This is a genomic window from Candidatus Woesearchaeota archaeon (assembly GCA_003694805.1).
Lineage (GTDB): Archaea > Nanobdellota > Nanobdellia > Woesearchaeales > J110 > J110.
Window position 1 is genome coordinate 1 of record RFJU01000142.1, and the last position, 5,323, is coordinate 5,323.

General features: G+C 49.9%; 6 protein-coding genes. 2 read left to right on the forward strand and 4 right to left on the reverse strand.

Translation table 11 applies throughout. The annotated features are described in order from the left end of the window. Positions 1 to 320, forward strand: a 320-nt coding sequence (locus D6783_05340; protein ID RME52273.1) for a MarR family transcriptional regulator, incomplete at its 5' end; no start/stop codon positions are given. A 70-nt stretch (positions 321 to 390) separates the two neighbouring features. Here D6783_05340 and D6783_05345 read toward each other — a convergent pair. The 3 genes from D6783_05345 to D6783_05355 form a co-directional block, all read right to left on the reverse strand. Beyond that, on the reverse strand, positions 391 to 1,518 hold the full coding sequence (locus D6783_05345; protein RME52274.1) for a RimK family alpha-L-glutamate ligase: 1,128 nt from the start codon (positions 1,516 to 1,518) through the stop codon (positions 391 to 393). 54 nt (positions 1,519 to 1,572) lie between these two features. Further along, entirely contained in the window at positions 1,573 to 1,947 is a 375-nt protein-coding gene (locus D6783_05350; protein ID RME52275.1) for a hypothetical protein, read from the reverse strand. Positions 1,948 to 2,111: 164 nt separating this feature from the next. Then, positions 2,112 to 3,767: a lysine--tRNA ligase gene (locus D6783_05355; protein RME52276.1), complete on the reverse strand. Its 1,656-nt coding sequence runs from the start codon at positions 3,765 to 3,767 to the stop codon at positions 2,112 to 2,114. A gap of 231 nt (positions 3,768 to 3,998) precedes the next feature. Here D6783_05355 and D6783_05360 point away from each other — a divergent pair, with 231 nt between their 5' ends. Continuing rightward, positions 3,999 to 4,529, forward strand: a complete 531-nt coding sequence (locus D6783_05360) for an SET domain-containing protein-lysine N-methyltransferase (GenBank protein RME52278.1) — start codon at positions 3,999 to 4,001, stop codon at positions 4,527 to 4,529. 54 nt (positions 4,530 to 4,583) lie between these two features. Here D6783_05360 and D6783_05365 read toward each other — a convergent pair whose 3' ends face one another. Further along, positions 4,584 to 4,925: a peptidyl-tRNA hydrolase gene (locus D6783_05365; GenBank protein ID RME52277.1), complete on the reverse strand. Its 342-nt coding sequence runs from the start codon at positions 4,923 to 4,925 to the stop codon at positions 4,584 to 4,586. Between the last annotated feature and the right edge of the window lie 398 nt (positions 4,926 to 5,323).

Sequence of the window (5,323 nt, forward strand, 5' to 3'; positions counted from 1 at the left end):
CATTTGCCAATGTATATGTTTTTAAATATATTTTGAGGGGGTTTTGCGAAGTGAAGAACAAAAAAATCTTCAGCGTTTTTTTCCGAGAAAAGCCGGCAATGATGCTGGTCACCCTTCTCAATAACAACGGGGATGTCTACGCATCTTCCCTCGCGAAAGTTGTTGACTGTACATATTCACACGTTGTTAAGATTTTGCAGGAGATGCAAAAGGCAGGGTTGGTTTCTTTCAATAAGCGCGGCAGGTTGAAAGTTTTGACGCTGACAAAGAAAGGCGAGGACGTCGCCAAGCATATCGACACCATTCGTAATGCTATTTAGTTGGCAAGGGCGAAGCGCGATTTCTTTCAGACTTTTAGATTGTTCTGAACGGCTTTGAGTTCTTCGCTCTTTATGCGTCTTCTTGTTTGGAGAATTGTTTAATGGTGACCATTCCTTTTGTTGCAGTGAGCTCGTATTCTTCGTCTTCAATGAATCCCGCTTGATCCACAACGAGTTCGGGGAGAAGCACTTTCGCCCCGCGAAAATCGAGTGGGCCTATGATATGCAAGGTTTTGCCTGCCTTTGTTTGAGTGATGTGTGCGCTCATTCGAGAAGTGCTTCCTTGTTCTTTGTACTTCTTGGTTTCTGCAAAGAGAAACTGCGCAATCTTGTCAGCGATGTCAACACCAGTGATTTCGCTGATGCCAAGACCAGGGCTAATGTTTGCCTCTATAACAAGCGGGCCCTTTGCTGACTCGAGAAGGTCTACACCGCAGATGCCTGCACCGATGCTTCTCGCTGTGGATACAGCAATTTTTTTGGCGTGTGCACCGAGGACGTACGGTGTTCCTTGGGCTCCTGCGTGAAGGTTAGCTCGCTTCTCGTCTGGCGGGCCTTGCCGTTTCATAGCGGCAACGACTTTTTCCCCTACGACAAAAGCACGAATGTCTGACGTTCCCGTTTCGATATATTCTTGGATGAGGAAGGGTTGTTTGAGGGCGGAAAGCGCGTCGAGGATGGAGTTTGCAGAGGCTTTGCTGTCTGCGAAGACCACTCCTTTTCCTTGGGTTCCTTGGGGGAACTTCATAATGAGCGGGTAGTTGGCATGGTCAAGGACTTTTTTTGCTGCCGTAATGGTCGCGGCGAGGTACGTTGCAGGCATGGGTATGTTTTTTTGTTGAAGGACGAGTTGTGTGAGGAGCTTGTCGTGGGCGATGGTGAACGCGTCTGGGAGGTAGGGGATGTAGGCTTGCTTGGAGAGGAGGGTTACGAGGGTTCTGAGAAGGGGGGAATAGCGAAAGCTCCCTTTCGGGAGGATGCAGTCGTATTTCTTTAGTGCGTCTCCTTTGTGAAGGACTGTGCTTTTCTCTCCTGAAAGCCGAACTTCAATATCCCTTACGTCAAGTTCATCTACGACGGAGAAGTACTTTTTCATTGCTTGCGCTGTTTTTTTACTGCTCTCGCTGCCCATGGAGATGACAGCAGCGCTGAACCCTTCGTGCTTTGCAGGTGCTTGGCTTTTTTTGGATCGTGCCATTGGATTTTTTGCCTTTCGTCTTCGTTGTTGAAGGCGTGGGTGTTCTTTTTTAGTTCATGCTTCTTTTGCAGGATCGATGAGGAAGCCGTTCTTGAGGATGTTCTGTCCTAAGAGTACAGGGTATTTCAGGTGGCTCCTATCTGCAAGGGTGAATTGGGCGCAAAGTTCTCTCCCTCGTATGATGATGCACGCTTCGATAATTGGTCGCACCTTGTTTCCGTTTGCATTCTTAACAAGCCTTGTTTCAATGATGGGGCCGAGTTTAAGCTTGGCTGCGAGGTGAACATCGAGCGAGCTCTTTGTTGCGCCCGTGTCTACTTTCGCGGTCGCCTCGACCTCCTCATCTCTTCCCTTGATGATGACCCGCTCCGTTAGGCCGATGACAATGCGGTTGTCCGGTTGGGCAGGGTTGTTGCTTGATGACTGCATAAACCATATTGAAAGACAGGTCTTTTTTTAAACTTTGTCCTCTATGTGCTCCTCTATTTACTATTGGTATTTTTTAGCGGGCTTGTTTGCCCCGGGGAAGTGTTTCAGCAGGCAAGGAGTGCCCTGGTGCGAAGAGCGGTTTTGTTGAGACTTTTCGAGGGTTGTTACGAGAGATGGGAGAAGATGTTTTGGACGCGCTCGGGCCCGAGGAGTTTGAGGAACGAGGCGAGACGGGGCCCTCGTTCCTTGCCGATGAGGCAGAGGTAGGCTTTTTGGAAGAGTTCTCTTGGCGGAATGTTTTCTTCTTTGGCGATTTCGTAAATGCCTTTGTGGATTTCTTCTTCAGCGCTTGATGTGCTGACAAGTGCCGCGACGCGTTTGAGTGCTGCTTTTTGGGCGGGAGTGAGCGAGGCGAGGACGTCAGGAGGCGGGCTGTTTTGAACGCTGAATCGCATGCTTTCCGGGGCGTGGCGTTCAAGCCAGTTCTTTGCGCACTGGACTCTCAGGCGCGTTCTTTCCCTGTCTTGGTCCGTTTTGAAGCTGTCTTGGAAGTGGTTGGTTGTTTTTTCGATGTCTCCTTCGTAGAGTTGGAGGACGGTCGTCACGTGGCGGAAGGGGGGTTGAAAAGGAAGCGTCTTGGCCGGCGTGTTCACGCAGCTCAGCTCATAAATTCTTTTCATGTTTTTTGCTTCCTTTTCATTCTTTGCTTCTTGTGCTCCGTAGTAGATGCGTTCGCAGCGATCGAAGTCTTCGTAGATTTTGATCACGTCAAGGTCGAAGGAGATGTTGAACTTCGCTCCTGGTCGCGTTCCGGCAAAGAGGTAGCGAATGATGGGTGGCTCGTACACGGCGAGGAGGTCGTGAAGAGTGAGCACGTTCCCTGATGAGCTGGCAAATTCTCCCCCTCCTTTGATTGCAATCCACTCGTACATGAATCCGTAAGGCGGCTCTTCAGACCACACGGTTCGTATGATTTGGCTCGCTGAATCATAGGAGCCTCCTGCGGTGAAATGATCTTTCCCTCCCGGTTCAAAGTCTACGCCTTCTGCGTGCCAGCGCATCGGCCAGTCGACCCTCCAGGGGAGTTTGCAAATGCCTGTTGTTCTGAAGTCAAAGGTGTTCGTATGGCCGCAGTCGCAGGTATAGGTAACGGCGTATTCTTCGTCGTAGTTCACAACGCGCGTCTTGTTTGTTTTGCATGCTTCGCAAAAGATGCTGAGTGGGAACCAGTCTTGTGGTAGGGGTTCCTTGCGGAACGCGTTAAGAATGGTTCTAATGGCGTGTCTTGCCCGTAACGCTTCGCGGATGTGGGGGGCATACGCGCAGGAAGTGTAGCGTTCGTGTTGGTAGATAAACTGTGGCTGAATGCCGAGGAGGGGGAGGTATTGTTCAAATTCTTTTTCGTTGCGTTCGGCAAATGAGCGGTATGTTCCGGTGGTGTCGGGCGTTTCGGATATGGGCTTGCCAAGGTAGGTTTTGAGCAGGTCTTGTTTTGGCAAATTCTTGGGTACTTTTCTGAGTGGGTCGTAGTCGTCCCAGGAGTAGATGAAGCGCACTTGCTTTCCGGCGTCGCGAATGGCTCTCGCGACAAGGTCGACAGTGATGACTTCGCGGAAATTCCCGACGTGCACCGTTCCTGAGGGGGTGATGCCTGATGAGACAACGACTTCTTCTTTGTCTTTGCTTCGCTCAAGCACTACTCTTGCCGCTTGGTCCGCCCAGTGAAGCACGCCGGTTTGTTCGTCAGGGGTCGTTTCTGTGGAGGAACTGCTTGCTCGGCGGGGGGGTGGTGGTGCTTCCTTTTTTGTTTGTGCACTCATTTTCACGATTCTCGTAACCAGAAAGCGCCAACGAGGTATAAAAAAGCTTTGTTTTCACACTTCGCACCGGGCTAAACAGTGCGTGCCGGCAAAAGGGGCAGTCCGTACAGCAAAGGCAAAACCGAGGCAACAAACACAAACGTTTATAAGCAGATCGTGGTCGCCACTGTGCCGAAAATGGTTCGTAAAAAGAAGGTCAAAAAGAGTGGGAAGGTGAAAGGAGCGATGACGATGCAGTTTCGGGAAAGCAAGGATTCTGAATGGATTGTTGTGGGACGTTCGCATGTTCATGAGCAGGGAGTTTTTGCAAAAAAGGACATTCCGAAAGGGACGCGCATTATTGAATACACAGGTGAAAAGATTACAAAAGCAGAGTCTGCGAGAAGGTCTGAGCGAGAGAACGGCCATGCTGGTCAAGTGTACATTTTTGAGTTGAACAAGCGGTATGATATTGACGGCGCCGTTGGTGGGAGTGATGCAATTTACATTAACCACTCGTGTGAGCCAAATTGCGAGGTGGAGATTATTCGGGGGCGTATTTGGATTGTTGCCCTGCGCGACATTAAAGAGGGGGAGGAGCTCGGGTATGATTATAATTTTGATCTTGAGGATTTTGAGGAGCACCCTTGTAACTGTGGATCGAAGAAGTGCAGAGGGTTTATTGTGGGGGAAGAGCACTGGCCGAAGCTGAAGCGTCTTCTCGCAAAAAAGAAGAAGGCAGCGCTCAAAAAAGAAGACGGCGTAGGGAAGGGGCGCGTGTGAAGTCCTTGCGGGTTGGCAACGCAAGGTTGGTTGGGAAGGGGCGCGTTCACTCCATCAGAGGAGTTTGAGTTTCTCTGTTATTGGGTCGATGAGGTCTTCTTTTGCTGGACCGATGGCGCCGCACGTGACGGTTCCTGGGGCGACGACGGTTTTTCCTGCGTCGGTAATGATTGACGTGGGGAGGTTTGCATCCTTTCCTGCTTGGATGTAGCGGTAGAGTTCTTCATCGTTTGAGACTTTAACGACGATTTTCGCCATGCCTTCCGACCGCCATGCTCGAAGTGCTACTTTGTCCGCCTTGAGCGCCGCGTCTACCGCCGCGTGGGCGGCTTGTGCTGCAGTTTTCCCTTTGGGCAGGCGGAGGTCTGCTCGCACGAGAATGACTTGCTTGTACATGGTGAGTGATTCTTGAGCACACGTCGTATTTAAGCTTTCCTGCTCGTGTTTCCTGATGGGTTGTCTGTAGTTGTCTTCTTGTTCAGATTAGCTGCGAAGCGTTGTCAGGGCAACGGTTATTGAACTCAATAAAAAAATCGGCTAAATTTGGAAGGGTTTCTGGAGGTTTTACTCGAAGAATTTTGCGCTTTCTTGGAGACGACGATTTAATCTTTTGTCTTGATTTATTGTAACATAACCAAGAGGCTCTCTTCTGCAGGTTTCGATAGGCCTTGTTGCTCTTAGTTCTTCATGAACTCTTGATTCCGGTCTTGTATGATATCCGCCAACGATTGCAAGTAATGGTTTATTGCTTCTTGCTACTTCTGCTCGAATCAATTTTCCCATAACCATTTCTC